General features: G+C 43.3%; 24 protein-coding genes and 1 pseudogene. 23 read left to right on the top strand and 2 right to left on the bottom strand.

Features of this window, described 5'->3' with window-relative positions; translation table 11 throughout:
* Position 1 precedes the first annotated feature (1 nt).
* The 20 genes from rplN (at position 2) to eno (ending at position 11,411) form a co-directional block, all read left to right on the top strand.
* A complete protein-coding gene (rplN, locus tag E5342_RS06950; protein WP_005853982.1) occupies positions 2 to 367 on the top strand; it encodes a 50S ribosomal protein L14 in 366 nt (121 codons plus the stop codon).
* 19 nt (positions 368 to 386) lie between these two features.
* Positions 387 to 707 carry a 50S ribosomal protein L24 gene (gene rplX, locus E5342_RS06945; protein WP_121735847.1) on the top strand — a complete coding sequence of 107 codons (321 nt, stop codon included), beginning with the start codon at positions 387 to 389 and terminating at the stop codon, positions 705 to 707.
* Complete coding sequence (gene rplE, locus E5342_RS06940; RefSeq protein ID WP_121735823.1) at positions 707 to 1,264, top strand: 50S ribosomal protein L5; 558 nt, start codon at positions 707 to 709, stop codon at positions 1,262 to 1,264. Before rplX ends, rplE begins: the two co-directional genes overlap by 1 nt.
* A gap of 6 nt (positions 1,265 to 1,270) precedes the next feature.
* Positions 1,271 to 1,540 carry a 30S ribosomal protein S14 gene (rpsN, locus tag E5342_RS06935; RefSeq protein WP_005853988.1) on the top strand — a complete coding sequence of 90 codons (270 nt, stop codon included), beginning with the start codon at positions 1,271 to 1,273 and terminating at the stop codon, positions 1,538 to 1,540.
* A gap of 58 nt (positions 1,541 to 1,598) precedes the next feature.
* Positions 1,599 to 1,994, top strand: a complete 396-nt coding sequence (gene rpsH, locus E5342_RS06930) for a 30S ribosomal protein S8 (protein WP_005634758.1) — start codon at positions 1,599 to 1,601, stop codon at positions 1,992 to 1,994.
* Positions 1,995 to 2,010: 16 nt separating this feature from the next.
* Positions 2,011 to 2,562, top strand: a complete 552-nt coding sequence (gene rplF / locus E5342_RS06925; protein ID WP_121735824.1) for a 50S ribosomal protein L6 — start codon at positions 2,011 to 2,013, stop codon at positions 2,560 to 2,562.
* A gap of 21 nt (positions 2,563 to 2,583) precedes the next feature.
* Complete coding sequence (gene rplR / locus E5342_RS06920) at positions 2,584 to 2,928, top strand: 50S ribosomal protein L18 (RefSeq protein ID WP_121735825.1); 345 nt, start codon at positions 2,584 to 2,586, stop codon at positions 2,926 to 2,928.
* The gene (gene rpsE / locus E5342_RS06915) at positions 2,928 to 3,446 is read left to right on the top strand and encodes a 30S ribosomal protein S5 (protein WP_008773758.1); all 519 of its coding nucleotides are present in this window, start codon (positions 2,928 to 2,930) and stop codon (positions 3,444 to 3,446) included. Before rplR ends, rpsE begins: the two co-directional genes overlap by 1 nt.
* Before the next feature lie 16 nt (positions 3,447 to 3,462).
* Complete coding sequence (rpmD, locus tag E5342_RS06910) at positions 3,463 to 3,639, top strand: 50S ribosomal protein L30 (RefSeq protein WP_121735826.1); 177 nt, start codon at positions 3,463 to 3,465, stop codon at positions 3,637 to 3,639.
* A gap of 29 nt (positions 3,640 to 3,668) precedes the next feature.
* On the top strand, positions 3,669 to 4,115 hold the full coding sequence (gene rplO / locus E5342_RS06905; RefSeq protein ID WP_121735827.1) for a 50S ribosomal protein L15: 447 nt from the start codon (positions 3,669 to 3,671) through the stop codon (positions 4,113 to 4,115).
* 3 nt (positions 4,116 to 4,118) lie between these two features.
* Positions 4,119 to 5,459: a preprotein translocase subunit SecY gene (secY, locus tag E5342_RS06900; protein WP_121735828.1), complete on the top strand. Its 1,341-nt coding sequence runs from the start codon at positions 4,119 to 4,121 to the stop codon at positions 5,457 to 5,459.
* 4 nt (positions 5,460 to 5,463) lie between these two features.
* Positions 5,464 to 6,249 (top strand): type I methionyl aminopeptidase, encoded by a 786-nt coding sequence (gene map, locus E5342_RS06895; protein ID WP_121735829.1) that lies wholly within the window; start codon positions 5,464 to 5,466, stop codon positions 6,247 to 6,249.
* 10 nt (positions 6,250 to 6,259) lie between these two features.
* Positions 6,260 to 6,478 carry a translation initiation factor IF-1 gene (infA, locus tag E5342_RS06890; protein ID WP_005854007.1) on the top strand — a complete coding sequence of 73 codons (219 nt, stop codon included), beginning with the start codon at positions 6,260 to 6,262 and terminating at the stop codon, positions 6,476 to 6,478.
* Positions 6,479 to 6,491: 13 nt separating this feature from the next.
* Positions 6,492 to 6,608 carry a type B 50S ribosomal protein L36 gene (gene ykgO, locus E5342_RS06885; RefSeq protein WP_005645768.1) on the top strand — a complete coding sequence of 39 codons (117 nt, stop codon included), beginning with the start codon at positions 6,492 to 6,494 and terminating at the stop codon, positions 6,606 to 6,608.
* 35 nt (positions 6,609 to 6,643) lie between these two features.
* Positions 6,644 to 7,024, top strand: coding sequence for a 30S ribosomal protein S13 (rpsM, locus tag E5342_RS06880; protein WP_005854010.1), 381 nt, complete (start codon positions 6,644 to 6,646; stop codon positions 7,022 to 7,024).
* 11 nt (positions 7,025 to 7,035) lie between these two features.
* A complete protein-coding gene (gene rpsK / locus E5342_RS06875) occupies positions 7,036 to 7,425 on the top strand; it encodes a 30S ribosomal protein S11 (protein WP_005634781.1) in 390 nt (129 codons plus the stop codon).
* Positions 7,426 to 7,547: 122 nt separating this feature from the next.
* Entirely contained in the window at positions 7,548 to 8,153 is a 606-nt protein-coding gene (rpsD, locus tag E5342_RS06870) for a 30S ribosomal protein S4 (RefSeq protein WP_121735830.1), read from the top strand.
* Between the two features lie 12 nt (positions 8,154 to 8,165).
* The gene (locus tag E5342_RS06865; RefSeq protein ID WP_005854014.1) at positions 8,166 to 9,158 is read left to right on the top strand and encodes a DNA-directed RNA polymerase subunit alpha; all 993 of its coding nucleotides are present in this window, start codon (positions 8,166 to 8,168) and stop codon (positions 9,156 to 9,158) included.
* Between the two features lie 7 nt (positions 9,159 to 9,165).
* The gene (rplQ, locus tag E5342_RS06860) at positions 9,166 to 9,651 is read left to right on the top strand and encodes a 50S ribosomal protein L17 (protein ID WP_135959103.1); all 486 of its coding nucleotides are present in this window, start codon (positions 9,166 to 9,168) and stop codon (positions 9,649 to 9,651) included.
* Positions 9,652 to 10,127: 476 nt separating this feature from the next.
* Complete coding sequence (eno, locus tag E5342_RS06855; protein ID WP_121735832.1) at positions 10,128 to 11,411, top strand: phosphopyruvate hydratase; 1,284 nt, start codon at positions 10,128 to 10,130, stop codon at positions 11,409 to 11,411.
* A gap of 271 nt (positions 11,412 to 11,682) precedes the next feature.
* Here the strand turns inward: eno and E5342_RS19615 are convergent, their stop codons facing one another.
* A complete protein-coding gene (locus tag E5342_RS19615; protein ID WP_202036763.1) occupies positions 11,683 to 11,979 on the bottom strand; it encodes a hypothetical protein in 297 nt (98 codons plus the stop codon).
* On the opposite strand from E5342_RS19615, the pseudogene E5342_RS20295 reads away from it, so the two are divergent.
* The 3 genes and pseudogenes from E5342_RS20295 to E5342_RS06835 all read left to right on the top strand — a co-directional run.
* Positions 11,860 to 12,185: pseudogene (locus E5342_RS20295) on the top strand (DUF3990 domain-containing protein); the annotation flags it as partial. The gene E5342_RS19615 and the pseudogene E5342_RS20295 sit on opposite strands and share 120 nt — an antisense overlap.
* An 817-nt stretch (positions 12,186 to 13,002) precedes the next feature.
* The gene (locus E5342_RS06840; RefSeq protein ID WP_135959102.1) at positions 13,003 to 16,815 is read left to right on the top strand and encodes a leucine-rich repeat protein; all 3,813 of its coding nucleotides are present in this window, start codon (positions 13,003 to 13,005) and stop codon (positions 16,813 to 16,815) included.
* Positions 16,816 to 16,820: 5 nt separating this feature from the next.
* Positions 16,821 to 18,425, top strand: coding sequence for an InlB B-repeat-containing protein (locus E5342_RS06835; RefSeq protein WP_246867072.1), 1,605 nt, complete (start codon positions 16,821 to 16,823; stop codon positions 18,423 to 18,425).
* 185 nt (positions 18,426 to 18,610) lie between these two features.
* Here E5342_RS06835 and rplS read toward each other — a convergent pair whose 3' ends face one another.
* On the bottom strand, positions 18,611 to 18,958 hold the full coding sequence (rplS, locus tag E5342_RS06830) for a 50S ribosomal protein L19 (protein WP_121735835.1): 348 nt from the start codon (positions 18,956 to 18,958) through the stop codon (positions 18,611 to 18,613).
* Positions 18,959 to 19,089: the final 131 nt, after the last annotated feature.

The following is a 19,089-nucleotide window of genomic DNA, read 5'->3' as shown; positions in this document are numbered from 1 at the left end:
GATGATACAACAAGAATCAAGACTAGTAGTAGCAGATAACAGTGGAGCTAAGGAAGCTTTGTGTATCCGTGTTTTGGGCGGTACGAGAAAGCGTTATGCCACTGTAGGAGATGTGATCGTAGTAGCAATCAAGAGTGTAATCCCGGCTAGTGACGTTAAGAAGGGGGCTGTTTCTAAGGCTATCATCGTTCGTACTAAGAAAGAGATCCGCCGTCCGGATGGTTCTTATATCCGTTTCGATGACAATGCTTGTGTATTATTGAATGCTGGTGGCGATATCCGTGGTAGCCGTATTTTCGGTCCGGTTGCCAGAGAGCTTCGTGCAACAAACATGAAAATTGTATCACTTGCACCTGAAGTGCTTTAATCTCGTAAAATTTAAAGTAATGAGTAAGTTACATATCAAAAAAGGCGATATAGTATTTGTTAATGCCGGCGAGGACAAGGGGAAGACAGGGCGTGTTTTACAGGTACTTGTAAAAGATAATCGTGCGATTGTCGAGGGTATTAATGTGGTATCAAAGCATACCAAGCCTAATGCGAAGAATCCTCAAGGAGGAATCGAAAAGAAGGAAGCTCCTATTCATCTTTCTAACCTTAACGTGGTTGACCCAAAATCTGGTAAAGCTACACGTATTGGCCGTAAGTTGAATGATAAGGGTGCTTTAGTGCGTTATTCTAAAAAATCAGGGGAGGAAATTAAGTGATGAGCAATACTGCCAGTCTTAAGAAAGAATACCAAGACAGAATTGTTCCTGCCTTAACGAAGGAGTTCGGTTACAAATCCGTGATGCAGGTACCTGTTTTGAAGAAAATCGTGATTAATCAGGGGTTAGGTATGGCTACGGCTGATAAGAAGATCATCGATATCGCTATCAGCGAGTTGTCTGCGATCACTGGTCAAAAAGCTGTTGCTACTGTATCTAAAAAGGATATTTCAAATTTCAAGTTGCGTAAGAAGATGCCGATCGGTGTGATGGTGACATTGCGTCGTGAGCAGATGTACGAGTTCTTAGAGAGACTTGTTCGTATCGCTCTTCCTCGTATCCGCGACTTCAAGGGAATTGAGAGTAAGTTAGACGGAAGAGGCAATTATACACTCGGTATTCAGGAACAAATCATTTTTCCTGAAATAAATATCGATAATATTACCAAAATATTGGGAATGAATATTACCTTTGTGACCTCTGCGAAAACAGATGAAGAAGGTTATGCTCTTTTGAGAGAATTTGGATTGCCTTTTAAAAACGGAAAAAAAGACTAAGTAGTTATGGCTAAGGAATCAATGAAGGCCCGTGAGGTTAAAAGAGCAAAGCTTGTTGCTAAGTATGCCGCTAAAAGAGCTCAGCTTAAGGCAGAAGGTAACTATGAGGCTTTGCAGGCTTTACCTAAAAATGCTTCTCCTGTACGTTTGCACAACCGTTGTAAGATTACAGGACGTCCGAAAGGGTATGTACGCCAGTTCGGTATTTCTCGTATCCAATTGCGTGAAATGGCATCTAATGGTTTAATCCCGGGTGTGAAGAAAGCAAGTTGGTAAGAGTTTTTTTAGTTTAAATATTGTCCGGGTGGCCGGATCAATTTAATTAATTATTTATATGACAGATCCTATTGCAGATTATTTGACAAGATTGCGTAATGCAATTAAAGCGAAGCACAGAGTTGTTGAGGTGCCGGCGTCAAATTTAAAGAAAGAGATCACTAAGATCCTTTTCGACAAGGGCTACATTCTTAATTTTAAGTTTGTAGAGGATGGTCCTCAAGGTACGATCAAGATTGCCTTGAAGTATGACCTGGTAAACAAAGTTAATGCGATTAAGAAACTAGAGAGAGTTTCTACGCCTGGTTTGCGTAAGTACACTGGTTACAAAGAAATGCCAAGAGTATTGAATGGTTTAGGTATTGCCGTTCTTTCTACTTCTAAAGGTGTGATGACTGACAAAGAGGCCCGCGATCTGAAGATCGGTGGCGAGGTATTATGTTACGTTTATTAATTAGGAGGGAAGAAGAATGTCAAGAATAGGAAAATTACCAATTCATGTACCGGCTGGTGTTACAGTTACAATTAAGGATAGTGTAGTAACAGTTAAAGGCCCTAAAGGTGAACTTGTACAGGAAGTGAATCCTGATATTAACGTTACTTTGGAAGACGGAGTTATCCATTTAACAAGACCGACTGATGATAAGAATCATCGTGCGTTACACGGTTTATATCGCTCTTTGATCAACAACATGGTTGTTGGTTGTTCAGAGGGATACAAGAAGGAGCTTGAGTTAGTAGGCGTTGGTTACCGTGTTTCAAATACAGGTCAGTTATTGGATCTTTCTTTAGGTTATACTCACAATATCTATATGCAGTTGCCGAAGGAAGTGAAAGTTGAGACGAAGTCTGAGAGAAATAAGAACCCTCTTATTATCCTTGAATCGGCTGACAAACAATTATTAGGTCAGATTTGCGCGAAGATCCGTTCATTCAGAATGCCGGAACCGTATAAAGGTAAGGGTATTAAGTTTGTGGGTGAAGAGATTCGTAGAAAGTCTGGTAAGTCAGCAGGTAAGTAATCTACGTAAACTGAAATTATCATGACAACGAAGCTAGAAAGAAGATTAAAAATAAAAGCAGGCGTACGCGGCAAAATCTCAGGGACTACTGAGCGTCCGCGCCTGACTGTGTTTAGAAGCAACAAGCAAATCTACGCACAGGTGATAGATGATACTACAGGCAAGACTTTAGCTGCTGCTTCATCTTTGAAATTAGATGTTAAGGCTCCAAAAAAGGAGATCGCTGCTAAGGTTGGTGAATTGATAGCTAAGAACGCTCAAGAAGCTGGCATTCAGACAGTGGTTTTTGACCGTAATGGTTACTTGTATCACGGGAGAATTAAAGAATTAGCAGATGCTGCACGTAACGGCGGCCTTAAATTTTAATGAAGATGGCAAATAATAGAGTTAAATCGACCAACGACTTAGAGTTGAAGGACAGACTGGTTGCAATCAACCGTGTAACTAAGGTTACAAAAGGTGGACGTACATTCAGTTTTGCTGCTATCGTTGTAGTAGGAAATGAGGATGGTATTGTTGGCTGGGGATTAGGTAAAGCCGGTGAGGTAACGACAGCTATCGCTAAAGGTGTAGAAGCTGCTAAGAAGAACTTGATCAAGGTACCGGTACACAAAGGTACGATCCCTCACGAACAGTTAGCTAAATTTGGTGGTGCTCAGGTGCTGATTAGACCAGCATCTCATGGTACCGGTGTTAAGGCTGGTGGTGCTATGCGTGCTGTATTGGAGAGCGTAGGTATTACAGACGTTTTGGCAAAATCTAAAGGTTCTTCTAACCCTCATAACTTGGTGAAGGCTACTATTGCTGCGCTAGGTGAGTTGCGAAGCCCGTTCGATGTTGCTCAGAACAGAGGTGTTGCTGTTGAAAAAGTATTTAGAGGTTAATTAGGGAGGATAAATTATGGCGACTATTAAAGTAAAGCAAGTTAAAAGTAGAATTAAATGCCCGAAAGACCAAAAGAGAACGCTTGACGCACTAGGGCTGAGAAAGATGAACCAGATTGTAGAGCATGAAGCTAATCCGGCGATCTTAGGTATGGTTGAGAAAGTGAAACATTTGGTTTCTGTAGTAAAGTAATAATTGGTTGAAAAAATAAATTATACGATATGAATTTATCAAATTTAAAACCGGCTGAAGGATCTACCAAGACCAGAAAAAGAATCGGACGTGGTCCGGGATCTGGATTAGGCGGAACTTCAACAAGAGGTCATAAAGGAGCCAAATCAAGATCTGGCTACAAGAACAAGATTGGTTTCGAAGGTGGTCAGATGCCTATTCAAAGACGTTTGCCTAAATTCGGTTTCAAGAATATTAACCGTGTGGAATATAAAGCTATTAATATCGATACCTTGCAACAAATGGCTGAGGCTAAGCAATTGATTAAGATTGGTATTAATGAATTGATGGAGGCTGGTTTCATCTCTTCTTCTCAAATGGTTAAAATTCTTGGTAACGGTAGCTTGACCGCTAAGTTAGAGGTCGAGGCTCACGCTTTTTCTAAGAGTGCGGAGGCAGCTATCCAAGCCGTAGGTGGAACAGTTGTTAAACTCTAAGTCATGAGAGCTGTTGAAACAATCAAGAATATCTGGAAGATTGAGGATCTGAGAAATCGGATCCTCACCACTCTTTTATTGGTGGCTATATACCGTTTTGGTACGTATGTAGTGCTTCCGGGTATCGATCCCAAAGCGTTGACCGCTTTACAGGAGCAGACAAGAGGCGGATTGCTTGCACTGTTGGATATGTTCTCAGGTGGAGCCTTTTCTAACGCATCTATTTTTGCGTTAGGAATTATGCCATATATCTCCGCTTCAATTGTTATGCAGTTGTTAGCCATTGCGGTTCCTTCTTTTCAAAAATTACAGAGAGAGGGTGAGAGTGGCCGTAGAAAAATCAATCAGTGGACTCGTTACTTGACGATAGCGATTTTATTATTCCAAGGTCCTACTTACTTGGTGAATTTGAGCGTTCAGCTTAAGTCTGCTGGTGCTGCTTTACCGGGTGGTATTTGGTTTACGATCTCATCTACGATCATCTTGGCTGCGGGAAGTATGTTTATCTTATGGCTAGGTGAAAGAATTACAGATAAAGGTGTTGGAAATGGTATTTCATTTATCATTTTAGTTGGTATTATAGCCCGTCTGCCGCATTCTTTGTTTCAGGAATTTGTTTCTAGAACAAGTGAGAAAACTGGTGGCTTGGTTATGTTTTTGTTTGAGATGTTGTTCCTTTTGCTTGTTATTGCGGGTGCTATCTTATTGGTACAAGGTACTCGTAAGGTGCCCGTGCAATATGCGAAAAGAATTATCGGAAATAAGCAATATGGTGGTGCACGTCAGTATATTCCGTTAAAGGTTAATGCTGCTAATGTAATGCCTATCATCTTCGCTCAGGCGATTATGTTTATTCCTATCTCTATTGTTGGTTTCTCTAGTACAGGCGAGCAGAGTGGTTTTTGGGCTGCTTTCATGGATAATACGGGATTCTGGTATAACTTCGTATTTGCGGTGTTGATTATCCTGTTTACGTATTTCTATACGGCTATCACGATCAATCCGACTCAGATGTCAGATGATTTGAAGAGAAACAATGGTTTTATTCCGGGTGTAAAGCCGGGTAAGAATACCAAAGACTATTTGGATACCATAATGGATCGTATTACTTTGCCGGGTGCTTTTTTCCTTGCGTTGGTTGCTATTATGCCTGCTTTCGCTAGAATTGCCGGTGTAAGTATGGAGTTCTCCCAATTCTTTGGTGGTACATCTTTGTTGATTTTGGTTGGTGTGGTGTTGGATACATTGCAACAAGTTGAAAGTCATTTGTTAATGCGTCATTATGACGGTTTGTTGAAGTCAGGAAGAATTAAAGGCCGTACAGGCTCTGTTGCCGCTTATTAATAGAATGATCTATTTAAAGACAGATGAAGAGATTGAGTTGATGCGTGAGGCTAATCAACTGGTGGGAAAGACACTTGGCGAGATTGCTAAATATATTGTTCCCGGAGTCTCCACACTTCAACTTGATAAGATTGCGGAAGAGTTCATTAGAGATAATGGTGCTGTTCCGGCTTTTTTGGGATATGGTGGTTTCCCAAATTCAATATGTGCTTCAGTGAATGAGCAGGTGGTGCATGGCATCCCTTCTTCTAAGATGATCTTGAAAGAAGGTGACGTGATCTCTGTGGATTGTGGGACAATATTGAATGGTTTTGTCGGTGATTCCGCTTATACTTTTTGTGTCGGTGAGGTTGCTCTGGAAGTGAAGAAATTGTTGAAAGCGACAAAGGATTCACTTTATTTAGGTATCCAATGTGCTGTTGAAGGTCATCGTTTAGGTGATATTAGTAGTGCGGTTCAGACTTATTGCGAGTCTCAGGGTTACTCTGTTGTAAGAGAGTTGGTGGGACATGGTATAGGTCGGAAGATGCATGAGGAACCGGAAGTACCTAATTATGGCAGACGTGGATGCGGACCGTTATTGCGTAGCGGAATGTGTATTTGCATTGAGCCTATGATCAATATGGGAAGTAAGAACGTTGTATTTGAGAAAGACGGATGGACGGTTCGTACAAAGGATAGAAAGCCTTCTGCTCATTTTGAGCATTGTATCGCTATACGTCCGGATGGCCCCCAGATCTTATCTTCATATAAGTTTTTAGAGGAAGTTCTAGGAGAAAACGCAATTTAATTGGATTTATATGGCTAAACAATCAGCAATAGAGAAAGATGGAGTAATTGTAGAAGCATTGTCAAACGCAATGTTTCGTGTAGAATTGGAGAATGGACATGAAATTACCGCTCATATCTCAGGAAAGATGCGTATGCATTACATTAAGATCCTTCCGGGGGATAAGGTGAGAGTAGAAATGTCTCCGTATGATCTATCGAAAGGTAGAATTGCTTTTAGATACAAATAAAATTAAACACGATATGAAAGTAAGAGCATCTTTAAAGAAGCGTACACCTGAGTGCAAGATAGTAAGAAGAAAGGGTCGCTTATACGTAATTAACAAGAAAAATCCTAAGTATAAACAACGTCAAGGATAATTTATTATTTTTGCAAAATAATCTAAGTAAGTAATATGGCTATAAGAATAGTTGGTGTAGACTTGCCACAAAATAAAAGAGGAGAAATCGCTTTGACTTATATCTATGGTATTGGTCGTAGCGCTGCAAAATCCGTATTAGATAAGGCTGGGGTTGATCGTGATATCAAGGTTAAGGATTGGACAGACGATCAGGCCGCAAAAGTTCGTGAAGTCATTGGCGCTGAGTACAAGGTTGAAGGTGACCTTCGTTCAGAAGTTCAGTTGAACATTAAGCGTCTGATGGATATTGGTTGCTACAGAGGAGTTCGTCATCGTCTTGGTTTGCCTTTGAGAGGTCAAAGCACAAAGAACAACGCTCGTACTCGTAAGGGTAAGAAGAAAACTGTTGCAAATAAGAAAAAAGCTACTAAATAATAAGAGTTAATATGGCAAAGAAAACAGTCGCAGCAAAGAAGAGAAACGTAAAAGTTGACGCTTACGGTCAAGCTCATATTCATTCTTCTTTTAACAACATTATTGTGTCTTTAGCGAATAGCGAAGGGCAAGTAATCAGCTGGTCTTCCGCTGGTAAGATGGGATTCAGAAGCTCTAAGAAGAATACTCCTTATGCAGCTCAGATGGCAGCACAGGATTGCGCTAAAGTAGCTTATGATCTTGGTTTAAGAAAGGTGAAAGTATTCGTTAAGGGTCCGGGTAACGGTCGTGAGTCCGCTATCAGAACGATCCATGGTGCAGGTATCGAGGTAACAGAGATCGTTGATGTTACTCCGCTTCCTCATAACGGATGTCGTCCTCCGAAAAAAAGAAGAGTATAATTAATTATAGTTTCTTAAACATTGAATCCGGAATTGTGAATAGATTGCATATTGACCTTATCCTCTCTGTAATCGCGGCTGCACGGTTCCAGATTCAAACAGAACATTAAAAAAATAGAAAAATGGCAAGATATACTGGACCAAGAACAAGAATTGCCCGTAAGTTTGGTGAGGCAATATTCGGTGCGGATAAAGTTCTTTCTAAGAAGAATTATCCTCCTGGACAACATGGTAACTCTAGAAAAAGGAAAACTTCAGAATACGGTATCCAGCTTCGTGAGAAGCAAAAAGCAAAATACACTTATGGCGTATTAGAGAAGCAATTTAGAAACTTATTCGAAAAAGCTTCACGCTCTAAAGGTATTACCGGTGAGGTTCTTCTTCAATTGTTAGAGGGCCGTCTTGACAATGTGGTTTATCGTTTGGGTATAGCTCCGACAAGAGCCGCAGCTCGTCAGTTGGTTTCTCATCGTCACATTACAGTAGACGGAAATGTTGTAAACATTCCTTCTTACTCTGTAAAACCCGGTCAAGTTATTGGTGTTAGAGAAAAATCTAAATCCATGGAGGTTGTTGCCGACGCATTGTCTGGTTTCAATCATAGCAAGTATCCTTGGATTGAGTGGGATCAGTCTTCGATGAGCGGAAAATTACTGCATCTGCCGGAAAGAGCTGACATTCCTGAAAACATTAAAGAGCAGTTGATCGTAGAATTGTATTCTAAATAATAATTGATTTCCATGGCGATATTAGCATTTCAAAAACCCGATAAAGTATTAATGTTGGAAGCGGACAATTTCTTCGGAAAGTTTGAATTTCGTCCGTTGGAACCCGGCTATGGTATTACAATAGGTAATGCTTTACGTCGTATTCTCCTGTCGTCACTTGAAGGTTTTGCTATTACATCCATTAAGATCGACGGGGTTGACCATGAATTTGGTACAATTCCGGGTGTTATCGAGGATGTGACAAACATTATCTTGAATCTGAAGCAAGTTCGTTTTAAGCATATCGTAGACGACATCGAGAATGAAAAAGTGAGTATTACTGTTTCGGGTTCGGAAGTGTTCAAAGCCGGTGATATTGGTAAGCAACTGACTGGATTTGAGATCTTGAATCCTGATTTGGTTATTTGCCGTTTGGATCCGACCGCAAGTTTCCAGATTGAATTGACTATTAATAAAGGACGCGGTTATGTACCAGCGGATGAGAATAGAGATCCGAACGCAGATATACATGTGATCGCTATCGACTCTATCTTTACTCCGATACGTAACGTAAAATATTCAATTGAGAACTTCCGTGTTGAACAGAAGACGGACTACGAGAAGTTGGTTCTTGAAATAGCCACAGATGGTTCTATTCATCCGAAGGAAGCGTTGAAGGAAGCGGCGAAGATTCTGATTCATCATTTCATGTTGTTCTCAGATGAAAAGATTGCGATCGAGACAGCGGATACTGAAGGCAATGAAGAGTTCGATGAAGAAGTACTTCATATGCGTCAGTTGCTTAAGAGCAAGCTGGCTGATATGGACCTTTCCGTTCGTGCATTGAATTGCTTAAAGGCCGCAGATGTTGAAACATTAGGTGAGTTGGTTAAGTTCAATAAGAATGATTTGTTGAAATTCCGTAACTTCGGTAAGAAGTCGCTCACTGAACTTGATGAACTGCTTGAGAGTTTGAACCTTTCATTCGGTATGGATATCACAAAATATAAATTAGATAAAGAGTAAGTAAACGATGAGACATAATAAGAAATTCAATCATTTAGGTCGTACAAATACTCACCGTGACGCAATGCTTTCGAATATGGCTTGTTCTTTGATCAAGCATAAGAGAATCTTTACTACGATAGCAAAGGCAAAAGCGTTACGTAAGTATGTAGAACCACTTATCACGAAGTCTAAGGAGGATACAACTCATTCTAGACGTGTGGTATTTAGCAATTTGCAAGACAAATATGCGGTAACAGAGTTGTTTAAGGAAATCGCTCAGAAGATCGGTGATCGTCCGGGTGGTTATACTAGAATCATCAAGACTGGTAACCGTTTAGGTGATAACGCAGCTATGTGCTTTATTGAGTTAGTAGACTACAACGAAAATATGTTGAAGGATACAGCTGCTAAGAAAGCTCCTAAAACAAGACGTTCTCGTAAAAAATCAACAGCAGCGGTTGCTGAAGCTCCGGCGGCTGATGCAGCTGGCGAGGAAAAGGCAGCTGAATAAGCAAGTTTTTTACAGTCATATAAGAAAAGCGGTCCGTATCACACGGACCGCTTTTTTTGTTGTTAGGGTATAGTGTAAATATAGCTGTGTAAAGAAATATGAAGTTTATAGAATAGACTATCGGCTTTCAGTAAGTAAGCATTGGAACGGGAAACATCGCTACTATCTGTGCTTGCCGCTGTATAATATATGCCTAATTGAAAATAGTCGGATGTCGGGACATTGTTTTTTTCCAAAGCTATGTATTTAGCATAGGATTCAGTTGCTTTAGCGTCATTACCGAGGCCGTTGTATACATTGGCGATATTTTGTAGATTTCATTGTGATTATCCGCTAGTACCACTGCTTTTGGCATATTCTTTAAAGATTGAAAAACTCGATAGACTTCCGCAAACATTCCTTGCATGGCTATTGTTATATTTGTGAAAAAGAAAAGTAAGACATCATTGCATGGCTAATAAAATAAATATAGTAATATGGAAATTGTAAAAGTAGTAGGTAGAGAGATCCTTGATTCACGTGGTAACCCGACAATAGAAGTAGACGTACATTTGGCTTCCGGCGCATTTGGCCGTGCGGCTGTACCTTCTGGTGCCTCTACCGGTGAGAACGAGGCTATCGAGTTACGCGATGGCGATAAGAATCGCTACGGTGGCAAAGGTGTTCTCCGTGCCGTGGATAATGTAAATAAGGTAATTGCTCCCGCTATTTTAGGTATGAGCGCCTTGAATCAAAGAGAGATAGACCATAAGTTGCTGGAATTGGATGGTACAAAGACAAAATCAAATCTAGGAGCTAACGCTATGTTAGGTGTATCGCTTGCCGTTGCGAAGGCAGCGGCTAATTATCTGGATCTGCCTTTATATCGTTATATCGGTGGAACAAATACTTACGTATTGCCGGTTCCTATGATGAACATTATCAATGGAGGTTCTCACTCCGACGCTCCGATCGCTTTTCAGGAATTCATGATTCGTCCGGTGGGTGCGAGGAGTTTCCGTGAGGGGCTTCGTATGGGTGCTGAGGTTTTCCATGCGTTGAAGAAAGTATTGCACGATCGTGGCCTGAGCACGGCTGTAGGTGACGAGGGTGGTTTCGCCCCGGCATTGGATGGTACGGAAGATGCCTTGAATTCTATCATGGCAGCTATCAAAGCCGCTGGATATGAGCCGGGCAAGGATGTGACGATCGCCATGGACTGCGCTTCTTCCGAGTTTTATCACGATGGTGTTTATGATTATACGAAATTCGAGGGAGGGAAAGGCGCTAAGCGTAACGCCCAGCAACAAGTCGCTTATCTGAGCGAGTTGGTGAACAAGTATCCGATCGATTCTATCGAGGATGGTATGGACGAAAACGACTGGGCCGGTTGGCAAATGCTTACCTCCACCCTGGGTGGAAAATGCCAGTTGGTAGGTGATGACCTATTCGTTACAAACGTAGAGTTCTTGAAGAAAGGTATCGAGAACGGTTGTGCGAACTCCATCTTGATCAAGGTAAACCAGATCGGTACGTTGAGCGAGACTTTAGACGCTATCGAGATGGCCCATCGTAATGGCTATACATCCGTGACTTCCCACCGTTCCGGTGAGACTGAGGACGCTACGATCGCCGATATCGCCGTAGCTACCAACAGCGGACAGATCAAGACCGGTTCGTTGAGCCGTTCCGATCGTATGGCGAAATACAACCAGTTGCTTCGTATCGAGGAGGAATTAGGTTCCTTGGCAGTTTATGGTTATAAGACTTATAAGAAGTGATTTTCGTTATTTGTTAGAGAGAAGTCGGGGAGTTCGCCTGTCTGGGCGGACTCCTTTTTGTATGTTTAAGTAAAAAAACGAAGCAAGCCTACTAATCGATAGCCGTCCTGCCCCCTAAATTTAATGATTATAAATCTATTGCCCTAAATAAGAGAGTGAATGTTGTATCTCTTCTCTAGAGACTGAGAAGTTCCTGTTCCCGGAATTTATTTAATATGAGTGTGCCTTTCCTGCGGAAAAGCTTGTCCCCAAGCTTGTACAGCCAGCTATTCTACATCTTATACTCGTACTCTCGTATAAACTCATCGGCGATGTAAAGGTTGCCGAAAAGGTAGAGCCCGGTCTTTTTGTTATGCGGATCGGCACAAGTCTGGCTCTCATAGAATAATCGCGGAACTCTTGCTGGTGCGATATCCAACCGTTTGGCAAGCTCTGCGGTAATTGCCGCATAGAGGAGCCTTTGGCTGGGGGGTGCCGACCTAATCTGGATTTTGGAATCGGGTTCTATGTTACGGGCTTGAAAGAACAGGCGGTTCGTTGGGCACTTCGTACAGCCGAGGTACGTCATAAGGATGAGGCTTGGCTGAATGTTTATTCTTTGTAGTGGCCTGTCGTCAAGGTCGAAATTTGTGGTCAGCTTATGCCATGATAGAAGGAGGTATAGCTGATGATCGTGTGATTCGTACGATTGATCTTTATATGCGTGGGGATTATACACGAGAGGAGGCCTTGGCTCGTCTAATCCATCAAGAGCCTAATAACCAGATTTGCATTTAAAAAGCGATCTCTACATTCTTGACGAAATCATACGAGAGTTGCAAGATAAACAGGGTTAATGTCTTGAATGTTCCAAAGGACGTGGAAAGCAGTTGGAAAACTACTTAGTAAGCAGACCTCCATCAGCTTAGTAAGTAGATACCCCCTCTGCTTAGGGAGATGATGTCGGCCTGCTTAGGGAGTTGTTGGCGATAAGTTTAAGGAGTTGCTTATATTCTTGCTTTATAACCGTTTTATTCTCTGAAAGATAAGCATACATTCTTCGTTCAGTGGCAGCGAACGATCATTCGCTGCCGCCGAATATGTATTCACTGCCGCCGAACGAACGTTCGCTGTCGCTGAATAAAGTATATATTAGGCAGTGAGGAAATTTATATAGGGTTCAAGAAATCTTTGTTTCGGTTTGTTTCGGCTTTTATTCGTATGGATTGGATGAGGAATCTTAAATATTCGCATGGATGTTTGCGGGATTCATGGGAAATTCCGTACTTTGTACCGAAACCGCCGGAGTGGAAGCTCGGCGGGTTCGTTTTCGTGGAAAAGGCGTTTGAAAGATATTGTTCCCTTCTTTGAAATCCCCAATTTCTAACTCCGGGAATGATAACTACAGACGCCCATGCTTGTTATAGTTTTACTTCGTAAGGAGCATCCTATAATGAAGCGTGGGGCAGCTGTTTGTTATCCGGGGTGAGGTATGGGGATACCTAAAGAAGGGTGACTTAGGCATAAGCCTCGCGCTTTTTCTTTGTGCGGGTGATCGGGTGGGGTTGATGATTGTAAGGATGTTCAATTATTAATTCAAATAGTGACAAGCATGAAAAAACTTTTCTTCTTTTTTACTTTTCTCGTAGGACTTGGGATAAGTAGTAGTGTGTATGCGCAATCGGTGGAGGAGGTAAAACTGACCTCGGCCAATACGCTGGCATCCAAGCTAGGAGCGGATGTGGGGAAGGTTAGGACCTTGAAAGTAAATGGCCCACTGGGAGCGGAGGACTTTAAGACGATGAAGGAGCAGATGGCGATGCTTCAAGTGTTGGATATGAGTGGGGTGACGGAACTGCCGAAAACTGCCTATTGGAATGAGAGTGTACGTGAAGAACTTCAAAGTATTCCGAGAGAGGCATTCCAAAATAAATTAACTCTTCAAAAAGTGGTATTTCCGTCAGTGCTCCAGAGGATCGATGATTATGCGTTTAATGGCTGTAGCAACCTGACGGAAGTGGATTTCTCGCAGGCTGCGCAATTGAAACAAATACGGAATTATGCTTTTGAGGAATGTTCCGGATTGAAGGAGCTGGACTTGTCGGCTTGTGCGGCTTTGGAGGAGATCTTATGGAACACATTTGGTAGTTGTAGTAATTTGCAATCTGTGAATATGTCAGGATGTGAAAAGTTGACGAGTATAGGTCAGTTGGGTTATGATGGTGTATTCGACAATTGTACCTCTTTAAAGACTGTGGACTTATCCGGATGTTCGGCTTTGAAAGAAATTTGTGGTTATGCTTTTTCTTTCTGTAGGAATTTGACTGCTGTCAATGTGGAAGGTTGTACTGGATTGGAGACGATTGAAAATAGAGCTTTTCAGTCTTGTAATCAATTATCCGATTTTGATTTCTCCCAATTGACAGCCTTAAAAGAAATAGGCGAAAGTGCTTTTAGTGGTTGTGCCTTGGCTGGTGATATCGTTTTTGCTTCTGGAATCAATCAGATCGGGGCAAATGCTTTCTCTGACAATGAGAATATAACCTCTTTTAATTTCAGTAAGAGCATGGATCTAACGGTTATCTCTTACGGGGTGTTTAGCAGTTGTGAAAACTTGAAGAAGGTAGATTTTACCAATTGTTCCTCTTTGAGTACATTGAATATCGGTGCTTTTTATAATTGCCCAGCTTTGGAAGAAGTCGTAATCGATAACGGCTTTTATACTTCTATCGATGGTGTATTGTTCGTGGTAGACAAGGCAAGTTTGTTGCTTTATCCGGCAGGGAAGAATAATTCCTCTTATGAGATTCCGGCCACTGTAAAGACTTTGGGCGAATCTTCGTTCCCTTCCAATGAATCGCTGATGGAATTGACGATTCCCGAATCTGTGCAGACGATTAAGGGAAAGGCTTTCTCTAATAATGACTATAATGGTAGTTTTTCCCGGAATGGGGCGAAAGTAATCATGCAGTCCGCTACTCCGATCGGCCTTTCTCAATCAATCGGTTTGGAAGATGCCTTTGTTCATGTCCCGAAAGGCTCTGTGGAAGCCTATCGGAAGGCTGATGTTTGGAGCGAGAGTAAGATCGTGGAGATTGATGCGGATTTGGTAGCCGTAACCTTAGAGGAGGCGGGTACGCTGAAAACTAAATTAGAGGCATTGAATATACCGGTTTACGGTGTACCTGAATTGAAGATCTCCGGCCCGATGAATACGGAGGATTTTAATGTGATACGGAAAATGTCGGTATTGAGAAAGATTGATTTGTCTCAAGTGATGTCGGACGGAAATCGTTTGCCTGATTATACGTTCTCCGGACATGGAAATTTGGAAGAAGTGATTCTTCCGGAAACGATTGAGACGATTGATTACCAAGCGTTCTCCGGATGTTCAAGTTTGAAAAGCATTGATTTCTCTTCATTGTCTCATTTGAGATCAATCGCTCATTATGCATTTGAGAATGCGGGTATTACTTCTGTTGACTTCTCGAAAACTTCGTTGACTTCTATTGGTGAAAGAGCTTTCAATGGTTGTCTTATAACCGGAGATTTGTCGTTCCCGGCTACTTTGAACAACATAGGTAGTAGAGCTTTTTCTTCGGCTGTGCTCTCTTCAATCAAACTAAAATCACCCGATAAGGTTTATTTGAATGGGAATGTTTTTGAATCTACAGATAAAACTACTTGTAAGGTCTACGTCCCGAAAGGAATGAAGGAGAGTTATCAAAAAGACGAAAACTGGTCTGCTTTCAAGAATATCGAGGAGTTTGGATTTTTGGTTACGGCTTCTTCCAAAGGCAATGGCTGGGTAGAAGGTGCCGGTGCTTACGAGACAGGCGAGATCGTGACGCTAAAGGCGATTGCCTATAGTGGTGATGTTTATGAGGCCAGCTCTTTCGATGGATGGTACGAAAACAATAAGAAGATCTCGACAGAACCCGAATTGACGTTTGAGATGAAAGATACTGATCGCTCGCTGGAAGCCCGTTTCTATAGTGAGATCATGACGTTCAATGGTGGGGATTATGTCATGAGCGATCAGAACAAGATAGACGGCCCCGCCGTCCTTTTGCGTAGCGGTAGCCTTACCGTCGAGGGCAACGAGGTCTGGAAACCGAAGAGTTTCGCTTACTATCAAGGGGCTTCCTTATTGGTGGATTCAGAGATAGAGACCGAGGCGATCTCTTTCAATTGGGACGCATGGAGTAACTATTGGCATTTCGTATCCTTCCCCTACGACTTGAAGATGTCCGAGATCAAGCTGACGAGCAGCGACGCTCGCTTTGTGGTACGGGAATACGACGGCAAATCTCGTGCCGATAAAGGAGTAGGCGAGTCATGGCGACAACTTTCGGACGAGGAGATCTTAAAGGCGAATACGGGATATATCATCCAGTTCAATAGCGGCGATGGAATGGCCGATGCCTTTACTACCAAGACCGGCGATATGAAAGCTCTCTTCAATCGGGCGAGCGTGACGATTCCGTTGAATACTTACGCCTCGGATAATGCCATGAATGCCAATTGGAACTTCGTGGGGAATCCGTATCCCGCCTATTATAGCGTGGAGCGATTGTTCGCTGATGGATTGGACGCTACGGTGACGGTTTGGTCTCCCGATTTGAATAATTACGAGTATTATACGCAGGAGGATAAGGATGTCTATCTGGCACCGCTTACGGCCTTCTTCGTACAAACGAAGACTTCCAACTTAGTATTCAATCCGGAGGGTCGTGTGGCTGCCCTGCCGGGGGAAACGCAAGCGGCTTCAGCGTTGCGTAGCGCGGATAACCGTCGAGTTGTCAACCTGCTGCTGGCAGGCGAGAAGGCAAGCGACCGTACCCGTGTGGTATTCAACGAGGAGGCTTCAATGGAGTATGAGATCGGCCTTGACGCCGCCAAGTTCAGTAGTCCGAATGCGGATGCCGCCTCTTTCTATAGCTTGGATAAAGAGGGGAATCGATTGGCTATCAACGAACGTCCGGTAGCGGATGGCGTGGTACGCCTTGGATGTGTCCTGCCTGCCAAGGGAAGCTATACGATCTCATTGAAAGAGAAGATTGGCGAGGGTATTCAGTTGGTAGATAAGCGGACGGGTGCCGTATGCGACCTGAACCAAGAGGCTTATACTTTCGAGGCCGAGGCCGGAACCCTCTCTGACCGCTTTGAGTTGAGGAGCGATGTGGTGACTTCTGTTGAGGCAATCGACGCGTCGGTTCGCTGGAACGTGCGAGAAGGCTTGTTGATCATATCCGGCTTGCGTGATGTGGAAACCTTGAGCGTATGCGATGCGGCGGGTCGTATCCACTTCGCCGGTAAGGCGACGGATGACGAGGTACGTATCGCCCTACCTCAGTCTGGTATTTATTATATGACATGGACGACAAAAGCGGGCGAGCGTCAGACTCGTTCCATTAAATGGTAATCGCTATGAGAAAACGATTGTTGCGATCTATTACGATGATCTTGTCTCTTTGGATCTTCCTCGGAGGATCCATCGGGCAAGTCTATGCGCAGGATGAGTTCAATCCGACTCCTCCGCCGGAGCCGGGTAAACTAACGCTCTTGCTCTCCGCGGATCCCCACGGATCCGCTTATTTGGAGCAAACGAATCCGTCCGGTATTTATGATACGGGTACGGAAGTGACGGTACGGGTCTATCCGCATACGGATTATGAGTTTGTGGCTTGGCAGTCCGCTGATGGAGAGGAATTGTCCGGTCTATCGGAATATACCTTCACCCTTACGGAGAAAAACGCTCGCTTGATTGCTAAATTGCGTTTCAACCCGAAGGAGAATCCATCGGAGCCTGGAGATGGTTATTATAATCTGATTACGACCGTCACTCCCTCCATGGCCGGATGGGTAGAACAGAGCGGCCAAGGTATTTATGAAAATGGCAAAGAGGTGACACTTATCGCCCATGCTTACCCCGATTATGTGTTCGACCATTGGGAGAGCGATGGGAAGAAAGTATCGGAAGAGGCAACCTATCGCTTCACCATGCCGGGCAAGCATGTGTACCTGCGGGCCGTGTACGACTGGAAGCCGCAAAGTCCTATCGAGCCGGAGATCGGGTATTGCCTTTACGTAAACACTTCCGATCCGGAGGCCGGCTACGTCTCGCAAAGCGGGAACGGTATCTATGGGTTAGGGGATGAGGTGACCTTGATCGCCTCGCCTACGAAAGACTACGACTTTATCGGCTGGTACGATGAGGCGGGTGTATGCCTGTCTACCGACATCTCTTATACGTTGACTATTAGTAAGCGAACCACTACGATCGAGGCTCGCTTCAAGAAGAGAGAGGTACCGGTGGATAAGGTGGATATCGTACCCGGGCCGAATCCGGATGATCCTTCATCTACGGAGAAAGGCGGTGAGGTGAAAGTGATAGGCGAACCCATTCCCGGCCAAACGGTCAAGATCATCGCGATGCCGGAACCGGGTTATGCTTTCGAAGGTTGGTATTTGGATGGCGTGTTTATCCCGGAGGCGGAGATGAGCCATGAGATCCTGATCGGTAAAGATATGGGTAAGTTAGAGGCTAAATTCCGGGAATTACCCGTTGACTTGGAAGTAGAGGGCGGCGAGAACGGTTGGGTGGAAGTGACCCGCTATCGAGGCGATGTCATTAACTTGAAGGCTGAGCCGATCGTAGACCATACCTTTATGGGATGGTACTTGCTGGATCAGTTATTGTCGAAAGCCTTGCATTATGATTTCGATGTCAATATCCTACGTGCGGCCTTGCCCGCTATTCGTGCGGTGTATACCAAAGGTGCGGTAGCCAATGAGACGATCGCTAGGGAGGAACCAGTCACGATCACTTTCTCCGGGAACCAACTTTGCGTGACGGCTCGCCAAGCGATCCGCAGATTGATGGTTTACTCATTCGAGGGGGACTTATTAGGCATTAACGGCCAAATGGAACAAGGTGATATCTATCGCTTATCCATACGTAGCCCCTTACTTCTCGTTATCGAAGCGACGGATGGCATTCGTATCATCCGTAAACTATCCATCGGACGGTAGTCTGTGGAGTAGCTTGGATATATGATTCTTTCAATGCCCGTTCTAAGGTTCTTATAATGCCCATCGTAAGCTCTTTTGAATGGGCATTGTTAGATGCTTACGATGGGCATTGTAAAAAACGATAAACAAAAAGCCATCCAGCGGAACGTTGGATGGCTTTTTGTATGGCAATAGAATCGGAGAGATTACACTCTCTTTTCTTTGATTCTTGCTTTCTTACCAGTAAGGGCACGCAAGTAGTACAATTTAGCACGACGTACTTTACCGATTTTGTTAACCGTGATGCTTTCGATAAACGGAGATTCGATCGGGAAAATTCTCTCAACACCTACGTTCTCAGACATCTTACGCACCGTGAAACGTTTCTTGTCGCCATGACCGGAGATACGGATAACAACACCGCGATACTGCTGGATACGCTCTTTGTTACCCTCTTTGATACGGTAAGCTATCGTTATCGTATCACCACTCTTGAATGAAGGATGCTCCTTCTTTGTAGCAAACGCTTCTTCTGCAATCTTAATTAAATCCATTGTTTATAGCTTTTTAATTGTAATTTATAATGAAACGCAATTTAACGGGCTACGTTTCCCGACAGAGATTACGTAAAGCGGGTGCAAAGTAACGAAATAAATATTTGATACGCAATAGGTAGATGTTTTTT

The organism is Parabacteroides distasonis, from assembly GCF_004793765.1.
Lineage (GTDB): Bacteria > Bacteroidota > Bacteroidia > Bacteroidales > Tannerellaceae > Parabacteroides > Parabacteroides distasonis_A.
Note: the sequence above shows the minus strand (reverse complement) of the source record. Positions and strands in the feature narration are given on the sequence as shown.